A 23,978-nucleotide genomic window follows, 5' to 3' on the forward strand; every position below is an offset into this window, starting at 1 on the left:
ACTCGACTTACTATTTCAGTAATGCGATAAAAATACAGCAAATTCCAAGCGCTAGAAAAAAGAGCTTCAAGAAAGAAATTTCACTTGCTACACTCGCTATCCCAATTGTCATTGTTAAAATTAATACGGTAGGTCCAACAAACGCCAACATACCATTTATAAACAACGCTTTCTTCGCATCATTCACATAAAGCATAAGCAAAGCAGCAAATATCTCCGCACTACCTGAAAATAATCGAAGTGCCCCCATAACAAGCACGGATGTTTCCATTGCCGCTAGCCACTGTTTCATTCTTCCACCTTCTCCCGTAACAGTTACTAACTTCGTATTCTAAAAAAGAATATATTTGTACAACCATATGCAGAGGTTGTCTATTTCAGAAGTAAAAACATAATTTTTCTCTAAATTCCGAATTACAATCTGAATATTCATATTATTTCATGGTATATTATGGTATATTTAGTTTAAAAGAGGTTTAAACCATGCAACACGTCACTTTATTACCACTAGATTTATGCCATACAAATGTGATTTTCGAGCTATCAAGTGATCCACATATAAAAAATGCATTGGGAATAACGGTAGAAAACATCGAAGACACGAAAACATTTCTTCTTTTCGCAATAGAAGAAGAGCGTCAAAAGAAATCCTTATCGAGAATGATTGTGAATGAAGAAAATGAAATAATTGGCCTCACCACACTTAAACATATTAATAATGAAAAAAAGCAATCTCACATTGGTAGTTGGCTCGGCTATCCGTACTGGGGAAAAGGCTATAACGAGGCTGCTAAAAAAGAAATCTTTAAAATCGCCTTTTTAGACTTACAACTTTCCTACGTATTTGCTGGTGCTAAAACGAATAATATCCGCTCACTAAAAGCACAAGAAAAACTACCTTATATTTCATTGCATGTGGAAAACAAGTTTCCAGACGAACACGCTGCACTAGAGAAAGAAGTAAAGTCACCTTGCTCTCTGCATGTCGTGTCACGTAAAAATTTTTTAAACTGGTTGAAATTACAAAATGAGGAGGAAAAATATGAAGGCATTGAAAATTAGTTTAACCGTTGTAGTAGAATTAGCTCTTATTTATCTTTTTTCATTATTAGTCGGTTGGTCATTTATAGAGACCTTTTTCCTTGGTAGTTTAGCAATATTTGCAATTATGTGGTTAATTATTATGAGTAACCATAGAAATAACATTACAGATCACGCAATAAGTAAAACATTAACTGGCGTTGAGACTGGCGAAATAAAACCATTTCAAATTGTTTTGACTCCATCTATTATGGGTACTCTTTCACTTGTTTTAGTCAGTTTTATAATAACAGCTATTTACTATCTACCCTATTTCCTATAAAAAAAGCACTCGTGAATTATCACGAGTGCTTTTTTACTATGCACGAGAAACGTATTTACCTTCACCAGTGTTGATGATAAGCATTTCGCCTTCGTTAATGAAGATTGGTACTTGTACAACAAGACCAGTTTCTAATGTAGCTGGTTTTGTTACGTTAGAAGCAGTATCACCTTTAATACCAGGCTCTGTTTCTGTAACTTGTAATTCAACTGTGTTTGGAAGTTCAACACCAAGTACTTCGCCTTGGTAAGTCATAATTGCTACTTCCATGTTTTCTTTTAGGAATTTAAGCTCGCGCTCGATTTGTTTTTCACCAAGTTCGATTTGCTCATAAGTTCCGTTATCCATAAATACATGAGCCTCACCGCTTGCGTATAAGTATTGCATACGACGGTTTTCGATGTGTGCTTTTTCTACTTTCTCACCTGCACGGAATGTTTTCTCTTGAACAGAACCTGTGCGAAGATTACGTAGTTTAGAACGAACGAATGCAGCACCTTTACCTGGCTTTACGTGTTGGAAATCAAGTACTTGCCAAAGGGCATTGTCCACTGAAATTGTTAAACCTGTACGAAAATCGTTTACTGAAATCATGTAAAAAAATCCTCCTGTGTATTACAAAATAATAAGTTCTTTTGGTGATTTCGTAATTACTTCATTACCTTCACTTGTCACAATGATATCATCTTCAATACGTACGCCGCCAATACCTGGAATATAAATACCTGGCTCTACTGTTACAGCCATACCTGGTTCAAGTACTATATCAGAACGGAACGCTAAACCTGGTGCTTCATGGATTTCAAGACCTATTCCATGACCAGTAGAGTGTCCAAAGTATTCACCATATCCTTTTTCCGTTATGTAGTCACGCGTTAGCGCATCAGCCTCGCGACCTGTTAAACCAGCTTTAATACCGTTCACACCACGTAATTGTGCTTCTAAAACGATATTATAAATTTCTTTTAATTTATCAGATGGTTCACCGACTGCAATCGTACGAGTAATATCAGAACAATATCCTTTGTAATAAGCGCCGAAGTCTAATGTAACGAAATCTCCTGTTTCTATCACTTTTTCAGATGCCACGCCGTGCGGTAATGCCGAACGAAGACCTGAAGCAACGATAATATCAAACGAAGAAGATGTTGCTCCTTGTTTTCTCATGAAAAATTCAAGTTCATTTGACACTTCAATTTCAGATACTCCCGGGCGAATGAATGATAGAATATGCTCAAAGGCAGCATCTGCAATCTGTGCAGCTTCCTTTAATATCTTAATCTCTGAATCAGTCTTTATCAAGCGTAACTTTTCTACAAGTCCAGAAGTCGGGATAAATTCAGCATCAATCGCTTCCTTATGCACTGAATAAGAACTATATGTAAGAGTATCTTGCTCAAAACCAAGTTTTTGAATTCCAAGCTCTTTCACTTGCTTTGCCACTTCATCAATGATCAATCCTGCGTGCTGTACAACCTCATATCCAACCGCTTGTTTACTTGCCTGCTCGACGTAACGGAAATCTGTAATAAATTGAGCACGATCTTTTGAAATAAGAACAACGCCTGCTGTTCCTGTGAAGTTAGCCATATATCTACGACTATGTTCATTTGTTAACAAAATACCGTCAATGCCAGCCTCATCAAATGCACTTCGTAATCTTTCAATTTTCTCCATTACTTTATGCCTCCCTCAATTTCTCCATTAATGCAAATAACGCTAACTTATAGCCATAAAAACCAAATCCTACAATTTGACCTGCACAAACAGCTGCCGTCACAGATTCATGACGGAACGATTCACGCTGATGAATGTTAGAAATATGTACTTCAATAACAGGAATCGAAATGCTCGCAATGGCATCACGAATCGCATAGCTATAATGCGTAAATGCTCCCGGATTTAAAATGATCCCTTCATATATATCTTCCGCTTCATGAATAATGTCGATAATGGCACCTTCATGATTCGATTGGAAACATTCTAACTCCACTCCCATTGTTTCTGCTTCTTGCTTCATATCTGCTTCAAGTGTCGCTAGCGTGCCCTTTCCATATACATTTACCTCACGAACACCGAGGCGATTTAGGTTAGGACCGTTTACGAGGAGTAACTTTTTCATATTCTTAAAACTCCTTAATATTAAATATCTATACAATATTTTAACATAGGAGTTACTTATTTGAATAGTTCGTCTTCTCTTGCCCTTCTTGTTCTGCTTTATTGCTATTTACTGCGTAAGAAACAGAATATGCTATAAACACACCATACAATATAAAAATACATATTGTCGTCACAATTGTCTCTTTTGGTAAATGGAGCGCACTTTTAATAACAGGAGCCATTAAACCCATCCCCAAAAACAGTAGTGCCCACCAAAATAGCCCATAAATAATTCCCGCTATAATCCCTTCAAACTTCGCAAAAAATGCTTTATACAAAAAGGCGATCAAAATTGAAAGAAGTCCCATACACACTATTCCGAACACATTGCCCCATACACCCTCTTTCCAACTTCCAAACGCAAATGGTAAAAGGAAATAATTCGGTCCCGCCTCCGTGAATGAAAATATATGAAGGAAATACCAGATCCCGCCCCAAAAGATTCCACCAAACAAACCAATCTGCACAAAATTCCTTGTTCCTAATTGTTCTTGACTCACATCGACACCTCCGCTCAATAGTATGCCCGAAACTATTTTGAAGCATGTTTAAATCCTGCGAAATTTGTCTATAAAAAGAATAAGAAATGTCCGACTCTCATAACATTTTCCCTTGTCATCTACTTGTATTTGCCGATAAAATAAAGGAAACTCGGTGATTGTCTTATTTCAAAACGACAGAACCCAGTATGACAATTGCCTCTTTTTCTACATAAGAGAGAAACAAATACAGGTTGGTGTTAACATGGCAGAAGAGTCAAAACAAATATATGGCGGGCAAGCGGTCATAGAAGGAGTTATGTTTGGCGGTAGAGAATATACTGTTACAGCGGTTCGTCGTAAAGATAAATCGATTGAATTTTATCGATTACCACGCGTTCGTAATAAAGTACTATCTACCCTAAAAAAAGTTCCATTTTTACGAGGGATTGCCGCTATTGTGGATGCAAGTGCGAATGGAGCAAAGCATTTAAACTTCGCTTCAGAACGATTTGACGTCCACCCAGAAGATGATGAACAAATTGCAAATAAAAAAGAAGAACAATCAAAATTAACGATGGTATTAGGAGTTGCAGCTGTTGGCGTTTTATCTTTTATATTCGGTAAAGTCATTTTCACAGCAGTTCCTGCACTATTAGCTGAATTAACGAGACCGATTTTCCCATCTCATACTGGGCAAATCATTGTCGAAAGTGTCATTAAGCTCATGCTATTATTGAGCTATATATACTTTATTTCTTTAACCCCACTTATTAAGCGGGTATTTCAGTATCACGGTGCAGAGCATAAGGTAATCAATGCTTACGAGAATAACCTTCCTCTGACTGTAGAAAACGTTCAAAAGCAAACTCGTCTCCATTATAGATGCGGCAGTAGCTTTATTATATTTACAGTCATTATTGGAATGTTCGTTTATTTCCTAGTCCCTACAGATCCTCTTTGGGCACGAGTTATAAACAGGATTTTATTAATTCCAGTTGTACTTGGTATTTCTTTTGAAGTATTGCAATTTACAAATCGATTACGAGATATTCCCGTATTACGCGTACTTGGATATCCTGGATTATGGCTACAACTATTAACAACGAAAGAACCAACAGATGATCAAGTGGAAGTAGCAATTGCATCGTTTGAAGAATTATTACGTTTAGAGAACAAACAATAATTATTTAAAAATGGTGTTCAACTCCTTTCCTCATCGTTAATATACTAATTTCAATATATGTTTTTAGGAGGTGTCCCTTATGAACGGTCGTTCGTTTACTTTCGCTATATTTGTGCTTATTATCGGATTGGCAATATTCGGCCTTGTTTCATCTGTTATTACAAATCCCATGGGTGTATTAAGAAATATCGGGTACATGTTACTTGTTGTCGGTATCTTTTACTTGCTATACAAGATGTTTACAAATTCCAGTGGTTCCGCAAATTCGCAAAGCTCATATAAGCGTGCGGCAAAACAATCGAACCGCAAACATGGGAAACAAAATGTAGCACCCCTAGGCAATTCTTTCTTTAAGTCAAATACTTCTAATGACAAAAGTAAAAAAGGGAATTCTTCCACTTTGAAACGAAAAAGAAAACAGTCTCATTTAACTGTCATTGAAGGCAAAAAAAGCAAAAAGAAAGACCGTGCTTCCTTTTAGGAAATACGGTCTTTTTTTATACTTTGAAGCACTTCTTTTAAACTTTTCTCTCTCATACTTTCAATTCGAAGATGATGATTTTCAAACGGTAAATTCCGTGTCACATCATTAGGTACCACAACGCACGTTAATCCCGCTGCAACTGCTGCTCTCAATCCATTTAATGAGTCTTCAAATACAACAGCTTCAGATGGCTTAATTCCTAATTCTTCTATTGCAACTCGATAAAGAGCTGGATCTGGTTTTACCTTCTCAACATCTTCTCTCGTTTTAATTACTTCAAAATATTCTCGAATTTGTAGCTCTTCTAAAAAATGAATAACCCATTCTCTAGAAGAACTAGAAGCTAGTGCGATTTTTAATCCCATTTCTTTCGCTTCTTCTAAATATTCTTTTACCCCGTCACGAGCTTCTGGTATTCTCATTTTCTCTTTATGTAAAGTTGCCACTTTTTCTTTTAATACACTTTTGTTAAACTTCTCTTTTAATTGATCATTTAAATATGTATAAAGTACCTCATCTGTTGTTCCAATGCATTTCGCAAATTCCTCTAAAGGTAGTTCCCCGCCGTATTCACGAACAGCATCTCTGAAAGAGTGAAACCATATCGTTTCTGTGTCCACAATTAATCCATCAAAATCAAAAATAATTGCTTTCATAATTCTCCCATCCTTTTCGAATTGAAATAAAAAAGGAAACGCCATACGTTCCCCTTAATTACTTTTCTCTTCATTTGCTCTTTGAACACCGCGAAGCGTTTCCACTCGGACTGCATCTTGTTCAAAGTATTGCACTAAATCACCAATGCGATCAATCGCTTCCCAACTTAAATGATGTTCAATTCCTTCTACATCATTGTAAATTTTACTTTCATCCACACCGATAATACGCATAAATTGCTCTAGCAAGTCATGACGATATACGAGACGTTCTCCGATTTTTTTACCTTTTGTTGTTAATACAAGCCCTCTATATTTTTCATAAATTAGATATTCATCTTTGTCTAATTTTTGCACCATTTTTGTTACAGAGGATGGATGTACACTAAGCGCTTCAGCAATATCAGATACGCGGGCGTAACCCTTTTCATCAATCAACAAATAAATTTGTTCAATATAATCTTCCATACTAGGGGTAGGCATCGGTTTCCTCCATCCAAGTTCATTTTGCTTATTCCGTACGAAGCAATCAATAAAATGATACACCAGAAAGAATAACGTGACAAGTTGAAAACGAGCCTAAATATATAAAACAAAAAAGAATCTGTATTTGCATACAGACCCCCCTTAAGTAAAATATTGTATTTCTGCATTAGGAAAAAACTCATTTATATAACCTCTTATCGTTTCTTCCAATACTGCTGCATCATCCTTTTTATATACATATTTTCCGATGCCATATCGTCCCCATTTATACTTCCGCTTCTCTTCATCCATTTCAAGCTTCGTATTTGGATAACGCTCTTGAATAACCTTTTTCGCTGGTTTTGTAAAACGATGCTGAATTAATTCAAACGTTAAATTTGGTATCGTCATATCCTTCAGCGCATTGTACAGTCGCTCAAATAGTTCACGGTATCCTTCTTCCCATCCTTCATGCATATAAAGTGGCGCAACTATAAAACCAAGTGGATAACCCGCGCCTGCTACTTTACGAGCAGCTTCAATTCTTTCTTCAAACGGTGATGTCCCTGGTTCAAAATTTTTAATTACATACCGTGAATTAATACTAAACCTGAAACGCGTTTTCCCATTATGTTTTGCATCTAACAAATGATCAACGTGCGAATATTTCGTAACGAAACGCAAACGCCCATGCTCACTTTCTCCAATAAATTCAATCGCCCTCTTTAATGCATGTGTTAAATGATCAATCCCAACGATATCTGATGTACAAGCAGCTTCAAACCTTGTGATTTCAGGTGCTCTTTCATCCATATATTGCTGTGCCTTCTCAAATATTTCATCAAGATTCACATACACGCGAACGTAAGGCTTACTCCCAAGTGTCGTTTGCAAATAACAATAATGACAATGTCCCATACATCCTGTTGCAAGCGGAATTGCATATTCAGCTGACGGTTTTGAAGTATCAAACTTTAATGTCTTCCTCACCCCAACGACAAGCGTTGCTTTTGCATTACGATACTTTTGTAAATCATTTTCACCCGGCAAATTCCGAATTTGATTATGGGATGTCGTTTCACGAATTTCTAATCCCATCTTCGTAAACTTCTCATAAAGCTCTTTTCCAAGTGGATATTCAAGTGCCTTCGGTTCAAAGTACACGAGTTTTGGCATAAATGGTTTCATACGCTTCCCTCCTCTCGTTAGTATGGGAAACATTGAAAAATTAACACTCATTAAAGTTTTCCACTTCAGTAACTTGCGTTGCAAGTTACTGAATGTTATAATCCGGATAACAGCTACCTTGCAACGCAAGTTACCTGAGTAAAAGGTGGTGAAATCATGCACAGCCAAATGTTAAAAGGTGTACTAGAAGGTTGTATCCTATACATCATTTCACAAGAAGAAGTGTACGGATATGAACTGAGCACAAAATTAAATAAACATGGCTTTACATTCGTAAGCGAAGGAAGCATCTATCCGTTATTATTACGTATGCAAAAAGAAAAATTGATCGAAGGCACATTAAAAGCTTCCTCACTCGGTCCAAAGCGAAAATATTATCACATAACCGATAAAGGATTAGAACAACTTAAAGAATTTAAACAAAGCTGGGGAATGGTTTCTACTACGGTAAATAACTTATTACAGAGGGAGTGATAGGGATGAATGCACAAGACATGATTGAATTGAATAATAAAAAACGTGAGCTTCTAACTTCCGAAAACGAGGCTGCTTATGGTGATATGTTAGTATATCTTCGAATATCAAACGTACCCGAGCAACAAATGGAAGAACTGTTACTAGAAATATTAGATCACCTCATCGAAGCACAAGCAGAAAATAAAAACGCTTATGACATCTTCGGAGATAATTTACAATCTTATTGCGATGAACTTATATCAGCTTTACCAACTCAAACAAAGTTAGAAAAAGCCTCTTTAATTGGATTTTCTATTAGCTTACTTCTTGCTATACAGTTTGGCATAAATGCAATTATTTCATTTTTTATGTTTTTCTTTGAAAAAAACAATACATTATCAAGTCCGCCTTTTAGCATCCTTGGAACTACTTTGTCCGTTTCAATAATTATACTAGGTATACTATTTATTTTATATTTATTAAAGCGTTACTCCTTTAATCAGAAAATGAATTGGAAAAGAAGAATTCTATTTGGATTCGCATTTGCTACTCCATTTTGTTCCGCTGTATTCTTAAATATTTATTTCCAAAAGCAACCTTACCTCATTTATCATCTAAACTTTTGGCAAAATGCTTTAATTGCTATCTTATTTTTTATTTTATATAAATTACTATATAAAAAATCAAATTTTTAACAGCCCTTCAAAAGGCTGTTTTTTCTTCTGTCTAATTTTACAAATTGAAAAATTTCATAAAGAAAATAAGAAAAATGCAAAATAATTAAAGTTAATTGTTGACGTGATGCTTTTATTATCGGTATCATAAATCTTCGTGAGCAATTATTTTTCGTTATACGATTTTTTTATTATTACTGAATTTTTGAGAGGAGAAATTAGATGTCAGTTAAGAAGAAAACGCAAGTACGCACCGGCAAAATGGTACGTGAACTAATGTTAGCAGACGAAGATGTAAATGCTTCGCTAATTATGGTATATAGTGAAAACGGTGTAAACGCAGAAATTAAAATCGAGGGCTTAACGCCGAAATGTAACGAAGAATTATTTTTGAGCGGAAACGTGGATTGGAACAAGAGTGTTATTTATAAAATTGTTGATTTCACTGGAAACGCTGAAGTTGGTAAAGTTACATTAACAGCGATGAACAAAAACAATGTGTCTCTAGAAATTGAACGCGTTATGTGGAGTAAAGAAAATAAAGAAGCTGCCGAGCAAGAAGAAACACAGGTAGAAGCAGCACCGAAAAAAGAAGTAGTTGTAGAAGCTCCAAAAGCAATTACACCTGCTCCTAAGCCTGTTACGCGTGTGGAAACACCTGCTATGGCACCTAAGCCTACTCCGGTACCGACACCGAAGCCAGTAAGCGTAGAAGCAGCTGTAGAACTAGTTACTCCAGCGCCTGTGAAAAAAGCAGTCCCTACTCCAGTTACAAAGCAAGAGACAGCACCGGTTGCTCCTGCAAAACCGAGGCAGCCTGCTTTGACTGAAACAAATTCAAAACTACAAGAAAATTATGTTAAACTCGTGAAAAAGACAATTGAAGTTTGTCAAGATTACGAGCTTGGCATCGACATAGATGATTCTATTGAAAGCTTAAAAGAAGAACTACAAAGCCAAGGTATTAGCGTTACATTTGACAAAGAAATTATGGACGTTGTAAGTCGCCTTCGTTCTTTACAAGATAAAGGAATCAAAGTAGAAAAAGTACTTAATTTACTATAAAAAAATAAGAGGTGGCAATTGCCATCTCTTATTTTTTATAATTCCACTCATTACTTTCATACTTTTCTTTCGCTAACGTTTGAACTTCATGTAACTGTTCTTCTGTTAATTCATATGGAACAAGTTCTACATCCAATCCTTTTTCAAAGCCAACTTCAAACGCTTTAATTAACTGTTCTATCGTAAATGTACGGTCTGTTAATTCATTAATTGCTACTGCTTTAGAAGAGAACATACTCTTCATACGTTCCTTCACACGTTCATTTGGGAATAAAAATAGATCATATAGTTCATCTAAATCAATTTCTAATGGAATCGATCCATGCTGTAAAATAACACCTTTTTGACGTGTTTGAGCACTACCAGCAATTTTTCGTCCTTCCACTACAATTTCATACCAAGATGGTACATCAAAACATACGCCTGAACGTGGATTTTTTAAATTTTCACGATCTGCTTCTGTTTTTGGAACTGCATAATAGGCTTCTAACCCTAATGCCTTAAAACCATCTAATAAACCTTGCGAGATAACACGATACGCTTCTGTAACTGTTTTCGGCATATTCGGATGATCTTCAGACACAATAACACTATACGTTAACTCTTTGTCATGTAGTACACCCCTGCCGCCTGTTTGACGACGAACGAATCCATATTTCTTTTCGTTAACTACATCCATATTAATATCTTTTTCAACACGTTGAAAATACCCAACTGTTAATGTTGGTACTTCCCATTCATAAAAACGAATTGTTGGTGGCATTTTCTTTTCACTTTGCCAATTTAATAAACATTCATCTAACGCCATATTAAATGCCGGTGAACATTGACCAGAGTTAATATAACACCATTTTTCTTTTCCCATCCTGCACCTCATATAACCAATTATTTTTCACATTCTCTAGTCTACCAAATTCGACAAAATTTGTGAAAGAATACGAAATTTCTTCTTATATGCAAATGAATCTGTTGCATAAATACATAAGGGCATTATAATATTGAAAGTAGGATAAGAAAAAAGGGAGCGATAGAATCGTGTCAACAACTTGGATTATTTTATTAGCCGTAATCGTAGCATTTATCGGCTACACTGTATGGATGTACTTCTATCAGAAAAAATTAATTAAAACTCTTACAGAAGAAGAATTTCGCGCTGGCTACCGTAAAGCACAGCTTATCGATATTCGTGAAGCAGACGAATATAACGCAGGGCATATTTTAGGTGCACGTAACATTCCGTTATCACAAATTCGCCTTCGCCATAAAGAACTTCGTCAAGATCAACCTGTTTACTTATATTGCCAAAGCGGATTCCGTACAGGTCGTGCAGCGCAATACTTAAAAAAACAAGGCTACAAAGATTTCTACCAATTACAAGGTGGATTTAAATCTTGGACAGGCAAAATTAAAAAGAAATAATAACATACAAAAAACTAGCTGAATAAATCAGCTAGTTTTTTCATTTCATCTTATTCGCAATGTATAATAAATTCTGCTTGATTACCTTTTCATCGTTCTCTTCTACATTCCGATACAGCAGCTGATATTCAATTCCTTTCTCTTTCCATATAAGCGTAGCAAATTCGTCACCACGTTCATAATCATCTTTATTTTTAAAATAAGCAGACGTTCCATTATTCAGTTTCATTTGTTCTTGAAATCGCTTCTCTTCCATAAGATCCGGAAAACTATAAGGAAAGTTCGCGACATTTAACTCAATATACTCATTTCTACCTGGCTCCTTCTGTTTATATTTAATCGTTAAGACAGCGTTCTTTTTCCCAAGCGTTCTTACTTCACCCTTCACATCACTTGTAATGTCGTACGGTAAAAACGTTGGAACTTTAAACTTCACCGGAAAATATTTTGGAAGTTCCTTTAGCGGAATAGGATCCGTAACACGATCCATAGCTCCTCCTGTTGTTCCCACAAAGTGTTTTTCTTCTTGCATCGTTTGCTGAAACGAACACGAACTAAGTACAAAACTAGAAAACACGAAACAAATGATTCTTTTTTTCAATTTGTTTCCGCCCTTTCATACCGCTCTCTTAACGAACGAAGCGTTGATATGCTCTTCATATTCGCTTTGTCATCAAACTCCACCTTTGAAAACTTTCTACGTTATTCTCACACATTTTGACAACACTTTTTGCAAACCAAAAAGACCCCTATCATTCTTACGCCCAAGTGAAAAGGTTACGCGAATAAAAAGAAGTCTTATTAATACCATAGTTTGTGAAAAGCTTTTCAGGTCAAGATTTTTTCTTTCTTATTATTTTCCCTTTATAATAAGTGAAAGAGGTGATACATATGGCCAATATAAAACAAATTGCTAAAACTGCTGGTGTATCGATATCAACTGTTTCTCGTGTCCTGAATAATCACCCTTACGTAAAAGAAGAAAAGCGTAAGCGTGTTCTAGATGCTGTTGAAGAATTAAACTACGCAAAAAATATAAATGCTGTCCATTTAATAAGAGGGAAAACATATACAATTGGCGTTATGCTTCCTTTCATTAACCTCCCCTACTTCAGTACGATTATTGAAGGAATCGGAAACGAAGCGTTATTAGCTGGGTATCATATTAATTTATGTCAAACGAATTACGATAGCATTGAAGAAATTCGTGTTCTTGAAATGATGAAAATGAAACAATTTGATGGGATGATTATTTGCTCCCGAACGAGCTCTTGGGAACAAATCGAACCTTTTGCAAAATTTGCCCCTATTATTTCATGTGAAAAAATGAAGCATCCCCTCATTTCATCCATCTACGTAGATCATTATGAAGGTTTCCGTCTTGGTACTGCCTATTTACTAAGTAGAGGCCATGAAAAAATCGGAATTTGTTTAGCAAGAAAAACAAGTGTAAATTCCATGGAGCGCGAAAAAGCGTTCGCCGATACACTTCGTAACGAAGGCAAAACGTTGCATCCTGAATGGATTTTCCACCAATGCTATACAATGCAGGACGGAGCACAAATACTCCATCGTATTTTAAATATGAAAAATCGTCCAACTGCTATTTTCACAGCGAACGATCAAGTTGCAGCTGGTTTATTAACAGAGGCTCGAAAACATGGTATTCGAGTACCTGAAGACCTTGCTATCCTTGGATTTGATAATCATGAAATTTCAAAGGCATTAGACATTTCCACAATTGAACATCCCGGTCTCGCAATGGGCTCACATGCTTTTTCTTTATTCCATAAGCAGATCCAAAGCGAGCAAATTGTCGGCAGTGCAAAAGAACTTTCATTCCATTTAATTGAGCGAGAGACTGTCTAAAAAGAGCGTTACTTATAACGCTCTTTCTCAGCTCTTCACCTATTGACTTTATATTTCCCATCTCATATAATGAACCTAACGAACGGTAGGTAGGGGATGAAAATGACAGCAAACCGCATTAAAGCTGTAGCACTTTCTCATTTCGCACGCTACGGCTATGAAGGAACTTCATTGGCAAATATTGCTCAAGAAGTTGGGATTAAAAAACCATCGATTTACGCACACTTTAAAGGAAAAGAAGAGCTATATTTCATATGCTTAGAATCTGCTCTTCAAAAAGATTTGCAGAGCTTCACAGGCGATATCGAAAGCTTTTCCAATTCGTCCACTGAAGAATTGCTTTTAAAATTATTAAAAGGGTATGCAAAACGATTTGGTGAAAGTGAAGAATCAATGTTTTGGTTACGAACTTCTTATTTTCCGCCTGATGCATTTCGCGAACAAATTATTAATAAAGCAAATGTACACATTGAAAACGTCGGAAAACTTTTATTCCCTGTATTTAAAAGAGCAAGCGAACAAGATGAGCTGCATAACATTGAAGTAAAAGACGCCTTAGAGGCTTTTCTATGCTTACTCGACGGTCTTATGGTTGAACTATTATATGCAGGTTTAAATCGTTTTGAGACACGTTTAGACGCTTCTTGGAAAGTATTTTGGCGCGGACTTTCAAACTGACGGATTGCTCCTTTGCAATGCGTCGTTTTTAAGCCCTTTACCTAACGACTGGTAGGAAGGAGAAATGACATATGGCATGGATTTATGTAATCATCGCTGGTATTATTGAAATATTTTGGGTGATTGGACTAAAAAAAGCAGAGGCACCACTTGAATGGACTGGTGTTGCTCTATTAATTACAATTAGTTTCGTCTTATTATTTAGAGCTTATAAAGATTTACCTGTCGGCACTGTATACGCAGTCTTTACAGGAATCGGAGCTGGCGGAATCGTTCTTACAGAGATTTTCATCTTCGGAGAACCTTTCTCTATCGTAAAAGTTTTATTAATCGGTTTAATCTTCTTCGGAGTAATTGGTTTAAAACGAGTAACAGAAGAAAAAGAAGCGAAGGAGGCCGCATAAAATGGCTTGGGTATTTTTAATTCTAGCTGGTATTTGTGAAATTATTGGTGTACTCTTTATGAAAGTAGCCACTGAAAAGAAAGGCTGGGCACCAAAAGTTATTTTAATCGCTAACTTCGGCGTAAGCTTCTTCTTCTTATCTCTTGCGATGAACACATTACCGATGGGAACTGCTTACGCAATTTGGACTGGAATCGGAACTGCTGGAAGTGCACTTCTAGGCATTCTCATTTTCCGAGAATCAGCGGATTGGCGTCGTCTTGCTTTCTTAAGCTGTATTCTATGCGGCGCTGTTGGCTTAAAACTATTAAGCTAACGTGAGGTGAATGTCATGTGGAAAGAAAAAGGAAAGAAAATATTAGCATGGATCACACTTGGTATCCTCATTCTATTACAAATAAGTTTTCATATAATAGAATCATTGTTTCATACAGTATTATCCATTCTCACATTCCTTCCTAACATGACACTTGAAATTATATCGATTGTTTGGTCCATTATCACCTCCATTGCAATCGTCATTATATGGAGTATCGCCAAACTATGGAATAAGTTATTTAAAAAGGACAGTATTTCTGAAAAAGAATAACTGTCCTTTTTTATATTCATTCAGACTTTCTGTAGAAGTTACATGTGATAAGACAAAACAGACCAATTATGGCAATACTTATACCAACCCCTTTATGTAAACTTGGAAATAACAGTGGTATATCCGAGTAAACATTTGCTAATATGAGGCCGATTGAAAATAAAAATATTCCTATTCTATATAACCATTTTCTTTTGTTCATCATTCTCCCCTCCTAACATTTTTCATATACTCCTTTCTTTTGGACATACTACCTAAAAAAGGAGTGGATAATATGCAAAATTCTATACATAAGCAAATTCTATTTTTATTTTTCCTATTTCTTATTCTCGTTATCGTTTTCAGCTTTATATTACATACTCCAAAAGATGTTGTACCGAGTAACCTCTCTGTTTATAAACTTTTACTTTCCTATTGTCGTTATTGAAGAAGGTGCCTTTTATAGGGCACCTTTTAAAATTCTCTCTTCTCATACAATTTCACTGAAACGAAGATAGATATTATAAACATGCATATTGAACTAATGAATAACACGCTGTTATATAGTTGAATTTGTTCTAGGTTGATTCCAAAGAAAATAGAAGAAACGGCCATAGGTGCTATTAGTATAAAAATCGCAATAAAAATAGTTTTTTTATAGGCCAACCAAAACGATATCAGTAAAACAAAGCTTAAATACACTAAAATAAAGCTAATACTAGCAACCATTGTCGTTTCAATAAATTCAAATAGGTTAACCCCATTCTTCATTCCCATCGTAAAACAACCGACCATTACACTTATAAAAAGAATAATAATTGCTACTATATATTTTGCAAATACAATATGTTTTTTCAATATTGGTAAACTATTTACTATAACTTCACTCTCATTTTTACTATCTGCTTCAAATGTTTTTACTGTTGCCCCAACTGTAATAATTACTGACATAATTATGAACAGATTTTCCGTATCTGTTAAGGCCATATAAAAGAAAACAGGATACAGTATGTACCAAATTAAAAATTTCCATTGAATAATGAAATCTTTTAAAATTAGTTGCTTGATCATGTATTGCACCTCCTAATATGAAAATGTCCCTTCTATAACTCTGCCTGCTGAAACATTTTCATTGAGAGGAACATTGATATGAATATACTCACTAATACTCCAATACTAAGAACACCCATTGCTGGTGTAGCCTCTTGAGAGTGAAGTACTTTTAACATAATTGTTTTATCACCAAAAATATTGCACATAAGACCAATCATACCCATTAAAGGAAAAAGCATAATCAAATTCAAGACAGTAATAACTTTATATCCCCCAATGTAATTAGTCGGTATCGTTACTGCACAATAAATCAAAGTTGCTACTATTGCTGAAAATATTGCATACCCAGGCATAACTATATCTCTGTTCAATAAAATATTTCCTAATATTACGACTATAAAAGTTACACTCAAACCAGCCATAATAAATAATGTGCTTGAAATATATTTAGCTATAATTATCTCTTTTCTCGTTATAGGCAAACTCACTAACACTTTTTCTGCTTTACTTTTCTCGTCATAATAAAAAGAAATATATATAATCGTACTACATGTTATAAATACTCCTATTGCAATCCCCATTGGTTCGACGGAATTCTTAAAAATAGATAAAATAGGGATTAAAAAATAGAAAGGAAACATCTTCTTCTGTAAAAAAAACTCCTTCAAAATCAACTGTTGCATATGAATTCTCCTCTCTATAAATCACGCGTTTCATAAATTTTAATTGTAAGAAACATAGAAGCGATATAGGCACTAGCTAATATCATTCCTCCAACCGTAAATACACCAATATGTACTGGATTCATAATCCACTCACTGAATGAAGATGTTGTTTCATTCAGCCCATCACTAATAAATATCCAAAGAAGTACACCAATCCCCATTGCTGCCGCTGATACTATACTTCTCATGCCCTTTGATTTTGTACCATAATAACTAGGAAAAAATGTCGCCACAAATACTACAGAATAAATCACTCCACTTACCACTACATACCATGGAATTTCAATATAAAAATTAGGATGGTATACACCAATATCATCAATAACAGCAATACCTCTTAAAAGGAATACAATTATCATAGTTGAAACCATGGCACCGACAATAAATATTGCACAGGAAATATATCTAGCAATAATGATATCCTTCCGACTTACTGGTAAACTATTTATAATAATGTCACTTTTATTTCTTTCATCCATAAAGGTTAACGTCATAACGGAGGAGAGGGTTATAAATAGACAACTCATCGGAAATAAAAATTCACCACTTGGCTCTAACATAAAAAACAAAAGAGGCATAACAAAATTCACTAACCACATTACCCGAAAAAAGAACAAATCTTTATATACAAGCTGACGCATAGGCACCTCTCCCTTTCGCAGTGTAAACGATAATGTCATCTAATGTAGGCTTTTCTAGTACAACCTCATTTCCAAACCAATCGATAATTCCTTGTTTATCCTTCGCTAAACCTTCGAAACCAAATTTATTTTTTCGTAATCCAACAAATAGTTCTTTTCCTTCTCGGTCTAATAAATCATTACTTCCTTTTACGATTACGTAGTTCTCCATTAAGTCTTCTTTTTCACTAGTAAATATAATTTCTCCATCATTGATGAACGTAACATAATCTGCAATGCGCTCTAAATCTGTTGTAATGTGCGTTGAGAATAATACGGATACTTCATCTTCCATTACAATTTCTTGCAGCATATCAAGCAATTCACTTCGAACAACTGGATCTAATCCTGCTGTCGGTTCATCCATAATAATAAACTCTGCGTGGTGCGAAAGTGCGATGGCAATCGCAAATTTCATTTTCATCCCTTTTGATAGTTCTTTAATTTTTTTATACTTTGGAACTTGCAATCTATGCATATACGATTGATACTGCTCTTCATCCCACTTTTTATATAACGGTGCAATAATACGCTTCATTTGTTCACACGTTAAATCTTCGTAATAATGATTTTCATCATATACAAAGCCGATATTTTGTTTTATTTCCTTTTCGGCTTTCTTATTGTCCTTGCCAAAAATTTTTATTTCGCCGCTATCTTTTTTAATTAAATTCATAATAATTTTGATCGTCGTACTTTTCCCGGCCCCATTCGGTCCGACAAATCCCATAATATATCCGCGTGGTAATGTAAAACTTATATTTTTCACTGCAAAATCTTCATAACTTTTACAAACATTTTTTAGCTCTAACACCCTTTATTCCCCCTCATATAAACACGCTATCATCTGCTGTAAATCTTCAAGTGAAAGCTGCAACGCTTTACTTTCATTCACAATCTCTTCCGCTTTACTTTCCAATAGGCGAAGCCGCTGTTCTTTTAATAGTTCATTATTTTTACGTGAAACATAAGTCCCCTTCCCAGCAACAGTTTCTATATATCCTTCTTTTTCAAGCTCCTCGTATGCACGCTTCGTTGTAATGACACTAATTTGTAATTCCTTCGCTAAGCTACGAATAGACGGTAATTGATCTCCACCCTTTAAACCGCCATTTAAAATAAGCTGGCTTAATTGTTTTCTTATTTGCACATAAATAGGGTCTTGGGAAGAATTCGAAATAATAATATTCATGTTTTCCTCCAGTGTGTGTATATACTGTGTATACCTTATATATACAGTATATACACAGCATCCTATTTTTGGCAAGAAAAAAAGACCAACATTTTCCTGTTGGTCTTTCGTATATGTATCACTTTTCAAAGCGATCTAACATCTCGTCTCTCATTCCGAAACTTACTACTGCAATTCCTATATACATAAACAGAAGGAACGCCGGATGAACTGTATTGTACCAGCTGCTGTCAACAATTAAGTAAATCGTTAATGCCACAACAAGAACAAACGCTAAGATAAACATATAAAAGTGTCTTGTACTACCCATGATAAACTCCTCTCTTCTCTCTTCTCACTTCACCATTCAACAGTTTATTTTATCGAATAATTCGATATGACTCAAGGTTAACTTTCTGTTATGTAATCAAGTTCTACCTTTACAATGTCCTCACATGCTATTGAAATGATTGTTCCTTGTTTATCAATCGCCGTCACTTCTCTATTATCCATTACACGATTTGCTACTCTTTCTAATACTTTCCCTTGGTCTCGATAGCAAAATTCTTTTACATCTTTAATTGTTTCTCCATTTTCTAAATGGTATACCATTCTATAACATCGATATCCCACACTTTCACCCCCGTCTTGTTCGTTTTTTCACATATACATAAAAATGAGTAATCTTTGCCTCATCACATCTTCTTAATTTCAATAAAATTCTAACAAAAATAAATACTTTTATCAAACCGACTTTTTCAACAAAACTACCTATAAAACTACACCTTTACACCATTAGGAAACAAAAAACATATTTTTTTAACATTTTCTTCACTATTTCTGCATAAAGTGAAACTTTATGCAGTGGGGATTTTTGTTCATCCCCACTGATTATTAGTTGAACCAATCGGGCATTTACGGACAGTTTATCTCCCACCTGGCTTCTTTGCACCAGCTAAGTTTTGAGTTGGGAGTTTACTGTCCGTTAATGCGGGACAAATTATCCATACAAAAAAAGAACCCGCCTCAGCGAGTTCTTCCTTTGTTATTTTAATCAAACTTGTACAGGAGCTGGCTTCGCATAACGTAAAACTGGTTTACGTGCAGCCATCGTTTCGTCTAAACGTTTAATGACTGTCGTATGCGGTGCTTCTTGTACAACTTCTGGATTTTCTTCTACTTCTTTAGCGATTTGAATCATCTTATCAATGAAACCATCTAATGTTTCTTTTGATTCTGTTTCTGTCGGCTCAATCATAATACATTCTTCCACATTTAATGGGAAGTAAATTGTTGGTGGATGGTAACCGAAATCAAGCAGGCGTTTTGCGATATCTAATGTACGTACACCAAGTTTCTTTTGACGACGACCTGATAATACAAATTCATGCTTACAATGTCTATCGAATGGAAGATCGTAGAATGGCGCTAATCTTCTCATCATATAGTTCGCATTTAATACAGCATACTCCGTTACTGCACGCAAGCCATCTGGACCCATAGAGCGAATATACGTGTATGCACGAACGTTAATTCCGAAGTTACCATAGAATGGTTTCACACGACCAATTGCTTCTGGACGGTCGTAGTTGAAGTGATAACCATTTTCCGTTTTCTCTAAAATCGGTTTTGGTAAGTACGGAATTAAATCAGCTTTCACACCTACTGGACCAGAACCTGGGCCACCACCGCCGTGAGGACCTGTAAATGTTTTATGAAGGTTTAAATGCACAACGTCAAATCCCATATCTCCTGGGCGTGCTTGGCTTAATACCGCATTTAAGTTTGCACCATCATAGTATAATTTACCGCCTGCATTATGGACGATTTCTGCCATTTCTAAAATATTTTCTTCGAATAGCCCTAATGTATTAGGATTTGTTAACATAAGTGCTGCTGTTTCTTCGTTTACAACACGTTTTAAGTCTTCTAAGTCAACAAGGCCATTTTCATTTGATTTTACTGTAATTGTTTCAAAACCAGCTACAGTTGCAGATGCTGGGTTCGTTCCGTGAGCAGAGTCAGGCACAATTACTTTCGTACGGTTAAAGTCACCATTCGCTTCATGGTATGCACGAATTAACATTAAACCTGTCCATTCTCCATGTGCACCAGCTGCTGGTTGTAAAGTAACAGTATCCATACCTGTAATTTCAATTAAATGCTCTTGTAAGTCGTACATTAATTCCATTGCACCTTGTACTGTCTTTTCATCTTGCAGTGGATGAATATTTGCAAATCCTGCGAAACGAGCTACACTCTCATTAATTTTCGGATTATATTTCATCGTACAAGATCCAAGTGGATAGAATCCAGAATCAACACCGTGGTTACGGTTTGAAAGTGCTGTATAGTGGCGCATAATATCAAGTTCAGATACTTCTGGTAGCTCTGCATCTTCTACTCGAATATAATCGCTCTCAAACACATCTTCTAGTTTCACTTCTTCTACATCTAATTTGGGTAAGCTATATCCTATGCGTCCTTCTTTACTCACTTCAAAGATAAGTGCTTGGTCTTGGTTCTTCATTGGATAGCCCCCATTTCGTTTACAAGTGTGTCAATTTCCTCTTTTGTACGAAGCTCAGTTACTGCTACAAGCATATGGTTTTCATGCTCTTTATAATCACGGCCTAGATCATAACCACCGATAATATTCTTTTGTAATAATGCATCGTTTACTTCTTTCACTGGACGTTTGCAATCTACAACAAACTCATTGAAGAATGGTCCAGCAAATGTTACTGTGAAGCCTTTCGCTTCAAATTGACGTTTTGCATACTGTGCTTTAGAAATGTTTTGACGTGCCATTTCTTTCACACCTTGTTTGCCAAGTGCCGTCATTGCAACAGAAGCTGCTAATGCATTTAACGCTTGGTTTGAACAAATGTTAGATGTCGCTTTATCACGACGAATATGCTGTTCACGTGCTTGTAACGTTAATACAAATCCACGTTTACCATCTGAATCTACAGTTTGTCCAACAAGACGTCCTGGAATTTTACGCATAAATGCTTTCGTTGTTGCAAAGTAACCACAGTACGGTCCACCAAACTGCGTTGGAATACCGAATGGTTGTGCATCACCGATTACAATATCAGCACCAAATTTCCCTGGTGGTGTTAATGCGCCTAATGATAATGGATTTGAAGAGACGATAAATAATGATTTTTGTTGATGAACGATTTTTTCAATATCAGCTAATTTTTCAACTTGTCCGAAGAAGTTTGGATATTGAACGATTACACAAGCAACTGTATCATCTACTTCACTTTGTAATACGTCTAAATCTGTTACACCATCTTTATGATTAATTTCAACAACTTCAAGATTTTGACCTTTTGCATACGTTTCAAGTACTGCTCTTGATTCTGGATGAACCGCGCTAGATACAAGAATTTTCTTTTTGCGAGTATGGCCAGCTGCTAACATTGCCGCTTCAGCTAAAGCTGTACCCCCGTCATACATAGAAGAGTTTGCTACATCCATTCCTGTTAATTCACAAATCATTGTTTGGAATTCAAATATTGCTTGTAATTCCCCTTGTGAAATTTCCGGTTGGTATGGTGTGTAAGCTGTATAAAATTCTGAGCGAGAAATAACATGATCTACAATTACTGGAGCATAATGATCGTATACACCTGCTCCTAAGAAAGAAGCGTATTCTTTTAAGTTAGCATTTTTACTAGCCATTTGAGATAGCTCTTTTAAAAGCTCTGGCTCTGATTTTGCTTCTTTAATTTTTAAATCCCCTTTAAAACGAACACTCTCTGGAATATCAGAGAATAATTCATCGATCGTTTGAACGCCGATCGTTTGTAACATTTCTTTTTTGTCTTCTTCTGTCATTGGAAGATAACGATGCAACATGAAATCTACCCCTCTCCCCGTTACTTTGAACGTTTGTAAAATGGTGTTGGAACAACTACTGCTTTGACGCGTTTATTACGAATTTCAATTTCTACTTCTGTATCAACTGCTGCGTATTTTACATCAATTAGTGCTAAACCAATGCTTTTCTTTAACGTTGGAGATTGTGTACCACTCGTTACTTCCCCAATTTTTTCTTCACCAATAAATACAGGGTAATGCGTACGAGGAATTCCACGTTCGATTACTTCGATGCCGACTAATTTACGAGGCGCACCGTTTTCTTTTTGCTCTTTTAACGTTGCTTTTCCAAAGAAGTCTGCTTCTTTATTTGTTTTTACCGCAAAGCCAATTCCAGCCTCAATCGGTGTAATATCTTTTGATAATTCTTGTCCATAAAGTGGTAATGTTGCTTCGAATCGAAGTGTATCACGAGCACCTAAACCACATGCTTTTAAGCCCTCTTCTGCTCCAACTTCAAGAAGTTTCTCCCAAAGTTTTGCAGCATCTTCACTCTTACAGTAAATTTCGAATCCATCTTCACCTGTGTAACCTGTACGAGATACAAGTGCTGGAATTCCGTCTACAAGAATATCGTTTTTAAATTTAAAGAACTTAATTTCTTTCAAATCTTCTGACACAACTTTTTGTAAAATGCCTTCTGCTTTTGGTCCTTGAATTGCAAGCTGTGCAACTTCACTAGAAACATTGACTACTGTCGTATCGCCAATTACATGACTTGCTAACCATTCGTAATCTTTCTCGATATTTGATGCATTGATTACTAATAAATAGTCTTCTTCACCACGTTTGTAGATTAATAAATCATCTACTGTACCACCATTTTCGTAGCACATAGCTGTATATTGTGCGCCCCCTACCTTTAAGGTAGATACGTCATTTGTAACAACACGTTGTAAAAATGCTAAACTATCTACACCTTTTACTTCAACTTCTCCCATATGAGACACATCGAACAAACCTGCAGCTGTACGTACAGCTTCGTGTTCTTCTTTAATGCTTGAAAATTGAACTGGTAATTCCCAACCACCGAAGTCGATTGTTTTCCCACCATACTTCGCGTATACATCAAATAACGGTGTACGTTGTAATGTAATCATGCTCTCTCCCCCTTATGCTTTGACAAATCAATAAAAGTTGCTTCCCTTTTCTAAACATTTTCATTCTGAAAAGATAGGATATACGGAATCTCATTATATTTTTTTATGAAAGCGTAAATAAAAAATCACTTTCTTGGATAAAATACGAAAGATTCCACACATTTCACACCATTATCCTAACATCATTCGCTATATTTCATCAATATTCTAGCATAAAAAATAATTTAGAATTTTTTATGTT

General features: G+C 35.7%; 34 protein-coding genes. 13 read left to right on the plus strand and 21 right to left on the minus strand.

The annotated features are described in order from the left end of the window. Positions 1-10: 10 nt before the first annotated feature. A complete protein-coding gene (locus tag MR168_RS12730; RefSeq protein ID WP_000816050.1) occupies positions 11-292 on the minus strand; it encodes a YqhV family protein in 282 nt (93 codons plus the stop codon). A gap of 191 nt (positions 293-483) precedes the next feature. On the opposite strand from MR168_RS12730, the gene MR168_RS12735 reads away from it, so the two are divergent. Both MR168_RS12735 and MR168_RS12740 read left to right on the plus strand, forming a co-directional pair. Then, positions 484-1,062: a GNAT family N-acetyltransferase gene (locus MR168_RS12735; protein WP_001164981.1), complete on the plus strand. Its 579-nt coding sequence runs from the start codon at positions 484-486 to the stop codon at positions 1,060-1,062. Beyond that, entirely contained in the window at positions 1,043-1,363 is a 321-nt protein-coding gene (locus MR168_RS12740) for a hypothetical protein (RefSeq protein WP_000645571.1), read from the plus strand. Before MR168_RS12735 ends, MR168_RS12740 begins: the two co-directional genes overlap by 20 nt. Positions 1,364-1,399: 36 nt before the next feature. On the opposite strand, the gene efp is transcribed toward MR168_RS12740, so the two are convergent. The 4 genes from efp to MR168_RS12760 are packed head-to-tail and all read right to left on the minus strand — an operon-like array spanning position 1,400 to position 4,026. After that, positions 1,400-1,957, minus strand: a complete 558-nt coding sequence (efp, locus tag MR168_RS12745; protein WP_000626516.1) for an elongation factor P — start codon at positions 1,955-1,957, stop codon at positions 1,400-1,402. Positions 1,958-1,978: 21 nt separating this feature from the next. Continuing rightward, entirely contained in the window at positions 1,979-3,040 is a 1,062-nt protein-coding gene (gene pepQ, locus MR168_RS12750; RefSeq protein ID WP_000411039.1) for a Xaa-Pro dipeptidase, read from the minus strand. 4 nt (positions 3,041-3,044) lie between these two features. Further along, complete coding sequence (gene aroQ, locus MR168_RS12755) at positions 3,045-3,485, minus strand: type II 3-dehydroquinate dehydratase (RefSeq protein ID WP_000735140.1); 441 nt, start codon at positions 3,483-3,485, stop codon at positions 3,045-3,047. Positions 3,486-3,537: 52 nt separating this feature from the next. Next, positions 3,538-4,026, minus strand: coding sequence for a YqhR family membrane protein (locus MR168_RS12760; protein ID WP_000076881.1), 489 nt, complete (start codon positions 4,024-4,026; stop codon positions 3,538-3,540). Between the two features lie 244 nt (positions 4,027-4,270). Between MR168_RS12760 and MR168_RS12765 the strand changes: the two genes are divergently transcribed. After that, positions 4,271-5,191: a DUF1385 domain-containing protein gene (locus MR168_RS12765; protein WP_086412128.1), complete on the plus strand. Its 921-nt coding sequence runs from the start codon at positions 4,271-4,273 to the stop codon at positions 5,189-5,191. Positions 5,192-5,270: 79 nt separating this feature from the next. Then, complete coding sequence (locus MR168_RS12770) at positions 5,271-5,672, plus strand: SA1362 family protein (RefSeq protein ID WP_001014463.1); 402 nt, start codon at positions 5,271-5,273, stop codon at positions 5,670-5,672. Here MR168_RS12770 and MR168_RS12775 read toward each other — a convergent pair. The 3 genes from MR168_RS12775 to splB all read right to left on the minus strand — a co-directional run bounded on the left by MR168_RS12775 (position 5,669) and on the right by splB (position 7,984). Beyond that, the gene (locus MR168_RS12775) at positions 5,669-6,331 is read right to left on the minus strand and encodes an HAD family hydrolase (protein ID WP_025687934.1); all 663 of its coding nucleotides are present in this window, start codon (positions 6,329-6,331) and stop codon (positions 5,669-5,671) included. The two genes, MR168_RS12770 and MR168_RS12775, sit on opposite strands and share 4 nt — an antisense overlap. 54 nt (positions 6,332-6,385) lie before the next feature. Continuing rightward, positions 6,386-6,814, minus strand: a complete 429-nt coding sequence (gene mntR, locus MR168_RS12780) for a transcriptional regulator MntR (protein ID WP_001143084.1) — start codon at positions 6,812-6,814, stop codon at positions 6,386-6,388. Between the two features lie 144 nt (positions 6,815-6,958). Next, positions 6,959-7,984, minus strand: coding sequence for a spore photoproduct lyase (gene splB, locus MR168_RS12785; protein WP_000802121.1), 1,026 nt, complete (start codon positions 7,982-7,984; stop codon positions 6,959-6,961). Between the two features lie 156 nt (positions 7,985-8,140). Here splB and MR168_RS12790 point away from each other — a divergent pair, with 156 nt between their 5' ends. The 3 genes from MR168_RS12790 to MR168_RS12800 all read left to right on the plus strand — a co-directional run bounded on the left by MR168_RS12790 (position 8,141) and on the right by MR168_RS12800 (position 10,179). Beyond that, positions 8,141-8,458 (plus strand): PadR family transcriptional regulator, encoded by a 318-nt coding sequence (locus MR168_RS12790; RefSeq protein WP_000556079.1) that lies wholly within the window; start codon positions 8,141-8,143, stop codon positions 8,456-8,458. 5 nt (positions 8,459-8,463) lie between these two features. Further along, positions 8,464-9,135, plus strand: a complete 672-nt coding sequence (locus tag MR168_RS12795) for a DUF1129 family protein (protein ID WP_000993584.1) — start codon at positions 8,464-8,466, stop codon at positions 9,133-9,135. 201 nt (positions 9,136-9,336) lie between these two features. Next, positions 9,337-10,179 carry a hypothetical protein gene (locus tag MR168_RS12800; protein WP_086412127.1) on the plus strand — a complete coding sequence of 281 codons (843 nt, stop codon included), beginning with the start codon at positions 9,337-9,339 and terminating at the stop codon, positions 10,177-10,179. 28 nt (positions 10,180-10,207) lie between these two features. Here MR168_RS12800 and MR168_RS12805 read toward each other — a convergent pair whose 3' ends face one another. After that, positions 10,208-11,044, minus strand: a complete 837-nt coding sequence (locus tag MR168_RS12805) for a lipoate--protein ligase family protein (protein WP_086412126.1) — start codon at positions 11,042-11,044, stop codon at positions 10,208-10,210. Between the two features lie 170 nt (positions 11,045-11,214). Between MR168_RS12805 and MR168_RS12810 the strand changes: the two genes are divergently transcribed. After that, positions 11,215-11,598 (plus strand): rhodanese-like domain-containing protein, encoded by a 384-nt coding sequence (locus MR168_RS12810; protein WP_000108653.1) that lies wholly within the window; start codon positions 11,215-11,217, stop codon positions 11,596-11,598. Between the two features lie 40 nt (positions 11,599-11,638). On the opposite strand, the gene MR168_RS12815 is transcribed toward MR168_RS12810, so the two are convergent. Further along, positions 11,639-12,175: a hypothetical protein gene (locus MR168_RS12815; protein WP_033695179.1), complete on the minus strand. Its 537-nt coding sequence runs from the start codon at positions 12,173-12,175 to the stop codon at positions 11,639-11,641. Positions 12,176-12,489: 314 nt separating this feature from the next. Between MR168_RS12815 and MR168_RS12820 the strand changes: the two genes are divergently transcribed. The 5 genes from MR168_RS12820 to MR168_RS12840 all read left to right on the plus strand — a co-directional run bounded on the left by MR168_RS12820 (position 12,490) and on the right by MR168_RS12840 (position 15,138). Next, complete coding sequence (locus MR168_RS12820; RefSeq protein WP_086412125.1) at positions 12,490-13,467, plus strand: LacI family DNA-binding transcriptional regulator; 978 nt, start codon at positions 12,490-12,492, stop codon at positions 13,465-13,467. A 96-nt stretch (positions 13,468-13,563) separates the two neighbouring features. Then, entirely contained in the window at positions 13,564-14,145 is a 582-nt protein-coding gene (locus MR168_RS12825) for a TetR/AcrR family transcriptional regulator (RefSeq protein WP_002005730.1), read from the plus strand. A 71-nt stretch (positions 14,146-14,216) separates the two neighbouring features. After that, on the plus strand, positions 14,217-14,549 hold the full coding sequence (locus MR168_RS12830; RefSeq protein WP_100060950.1) for a DMT family transporter: 333 nt from the start codon (positions 14,217-14,219) through the stop codon (positions 14,547-14,549). Position 14,550: 1 nt separating this feature from the next. Then, positions 14,551-14,865, plus strand: a complete 315-nt coding sequence (locus tag MR168_RS12835) for a DMT family transporter (protein ID WP_000312623.1) — start codon at positions 14,551-14,553, stop codon at positions 14,863-14,865. A gap of 15 nt (positions 14,866-14,880) precedes the next feature. Beyond that, on the plus strand, positions 14,881-15,138 hold the full coding sequence (locus MR168_RS12840; RefSeq protein WP_242291337.1) for a DUF3975 family protein: 258 nt from the start codon (positions 14,881-14,883) through the stop codon (positions 15,136-15,138). Positions 15,139-15,154: 16 nt separating this feature from the next. Here MR168_RS12840 and MR168_RS12845 read toward each other — a convergent pair whose 3' ends face one another. The 11 genes from MR168_RS12845 to gcvT form a co-directional block, all read right to left on the minus strand. Continuing rightward, complete coding sequence (locus tag MR168_RS12845; RefSeq protein WP_016123326.1) at positions 15,155-15,343, minus strand: hypothetical protein; 189 nt, start codon at positions 15,341-15,343, stop codon at positions 15,155-15,157. Positions 15,344-15,591: 248 nt separating this feature from the next. Next, complete coding sequence (locus MR168_RS12850) at positions 15,592-16,188, minus strand: ABC-2 transporter permease (protein WP_140159381.1); 597 nt, start codon at positions 16,186-16,188, stop codon at positions 15,592-15,594. A gap of 32 nt (positions 16,189-16,220) precedes the next feature. Beyond that, the gene (locus MR168_RS12855; RefSeq protein WP_033695607.1) at positions 16,221-16,853 is read right to left on the minus strand and encodes an ABC-2 transporter permease; all 633 of its coding nucleotides are present in this window, start codon (positions 16,851-16,853) and stop codon (positions 16,221-16,223) included. 14 nt (positions 16,854-16,867) lie between these two features. Next, complete coding sequence (locus MR168_RS12860; RefSeq protein ID WP_001249566.1) at positions 16,868-17,536, minus strand: ABC-2 transporter permease; 669 nt, start codon at positions 17,534-17,536, stop codon at positions 16,868-16,870. Continuing rightward, a complete protein-coding gene (locus MR168_RS12865) occupies positions 17,517-18,389 on the minus strand; it encodes an ABC transporter ATP-binding protein (protein ID WP_086412123.1) in 873 nt (290 codons plus the stop codon). Before MR168_RS12865 ends, MR168_RS12860 begins: the two co-directional genes overlap by 20 nt. A gap of 3 nt (positions 18,390-18,392) precedes the next feature. Further along, complete coding sequence (locus MR168_RS12870; protein WP_001021351.1) at positions 18,393-18,767, minus strand: GntR family transcriptional regulator; 375 nt, start codon at positions 18,765-18,767, stop codon at positions 18,393-18,395. A gap of 118 nt (positions 18,768-18,885) precedes the next feature. Continuing rightward, entirely contained in the window at positions 18,886-19,077 is a 192-nt protein-coding gene (locus MR168_RS12875; RefSeq protein ID WP_000535933.1) for a hypothetical protein, read from the minus strand. 77 nt (positions 19,078-19,154) lie between these two features. Next, complete coding sequence (locus MR168_RS12880; RefSeq protein ID WP_000262496.1) at positions 19,155-19,358, minus strand: DUF3929 family protein; 204 nt, start codon at positions 19,356-19,358, stop codon at positions 19,155-19,157. 442 nt (positions 19,359-19,800) lie between these two features. Next, on the minus strand, positions 19,801-21,276 hold the full coding sequence (gene gcvPB, locus MR168_RS12885; RefSeq protein ID WP_000795702.1) for an aminomethyl-transferring glycine dehydrogenase subunit 2: 1,476 nt from the start codon (positions 21,274-21,276) through the stop codon (positions 19,801-19,803). After that, positions 21,273-22,616: an aminomethyl-transferring glycine dehydrogenase subunit 1 gene (gcvPA, locus tag MR168_RS12890; RefSeq protein ID WP_086412122.1), complete on the minus strand. Its 1,344-nt coding sequence runs from the start codon at positions 22,614-22,616 to the stop codon at positions 21,273-21,275. Before gcvPA ends, gcvPB begins: the two co-directional genes overlap by 4 nt. A 20-nt stretch (positions 22,617-22,636) precedes the next feature. Beyond that, entirely contained in the window at positions 22,637-23,737 is a 1,101-nt protein-coding gene (gene gcvT / locus MR168_RS12895) for a glycine cleavage system aminomethyltransferase GcvT (RefSeq protein ID WP_000631777.1), read from the minus strand. Positions 23,738-23,978 lie beyond the last annotated feature (241 nt).

Source organism: Bacillus cereus group sp. BfR-BA-01356 (assembly GCF_022663635.1).
GTDB lineage: Bacteria > Bacillota > Bacilli > Bacillales > Bacillaceae_G > Bacillus_A > Bacillus_A cereus.